A 1,123-nucleotide genomic window follows, 5' to 3' on the forward strand; every position below is an offset into this window, starting at 1 on the left:
AATACGCATTACGTTTTTTTTGTTAAACTCTTTTTGCGGCTTTTTATATAAATCTCGCGCACGCGCCCAAATCCTAACATACTCAGAAAGGCATAAATAATTCTTTTCCAGCTTTTTAGCGCGGTGGGCGGATATTTGAAAAAGGCACGCGCATACGCCGCAAGTCCGGCTCTCATCTTACCAGCTTCAACCAAATAGAAAGCATCCAGATGATGTGCGCCTGCCAAGACTTTCTTACGATTCTCTTTGAGCAAAGAGCGCAGCATCGGTTGTGTATTCATCCAGCCCAGAATTTTGAAAGCTTCTGCGCCGAAGCGATCGGCTTGGGCGATGTTTTTCGCATCTGCGTGGTAGCGGGCTACGGCGAGGGTTTGCGGTGTGTAGATCATCGGGGCGAGTTGGGCAACGCGCAGCCAAAGCTGATGATCGAGCAAAAAGTGATAATCAAGGTCAAGGTAGCCTGCCTGCTCTAAAACGCTGCGGCGCATGAAAACACCTGGCTGGCTGATGATTTTGAATTGCATCAGGTCTTCGATAGTGTACTGCGCGAAACGCTGCACGTTAATCGGATTTCCGTCGCCGTCGACGGAGAGAACATCGCCGTAGATGATGCCAGCGTCGGGGTTTTGGGCAAAAAGATTGGCAATAGTAACGAGTGTTTCGGGCTGATAATAATCGTCCGAGTTGAGCCAGGCGATGATCTCGCCCGTCGCGCGGGAGAAGCCTTTGTTAATCGCATCCGCTTGTCCCGCGTCTGCTTCGGACACCCACCAAGTCAAACGCTCGGAATGCTCTTTAATGATTCGCAAGCTCCCATCCGAGGACGCTCCGTCCACAATCAGGTATTCAAGCTCGGGGTAATCCTGATCCAAAACAGAACAAATTGTCTGATCCAAATAATCCGCTTGATTGAAAGAGGGTGTGATAATCGAAATTTTCATCGCAGGGGGCTATCTCATAAACTTCGTAATTGCCGAAGGCGTGCAGCGGCGTTAGGGTCTCGGTGTTGAGCGCATATTTCGGCGCGTATTTCTCACTTTAGTTTCCGCTAAGTGGTTTGTAAAAAGAGAGGGTAATGGGTTCAAAACGTGATAATCTTGTTTCGCTAAAAACGGATTTCACA

The 1,123-nt window shown here is 48.8% G+C and carries 1 protein-coding gene; it reads right to left on the minus strand.

All coding sequences use genetic code 11. From position 1 onward, the window contains the following. Nucleotides 1–8: 8 nt before the first annotated feature. Nucleotides 9–941 carry a glycosyltransferase family 2 protein gene (locus AC3DOM_RS17730; RefSeq protein ID WP_487920368.1) on the minus strand — a complete coding sequence of 311 codons (933 nt, stop codon included), beginning with the start codon at nucleotides 939–941 and terminating at the stop codon, nucleotides 9–11. Between the last annotated feature and the right edge of the window lie 182 nt (nucleotides 942–1,123).

Source organism: Candidatus Desulfolinea nitratireducens (assembly GCF_982879505.1).

Bases quoted from the DNA above. Each gene is read 5' to 3' on its own strand.
- AC3DOM_RS17730 (WP_487920368.1), bottom strand. From the start codon at position 941: ATGAAAATTTCGATTATCACACCCTCTTTCAATCAAGCGGATTATTTG.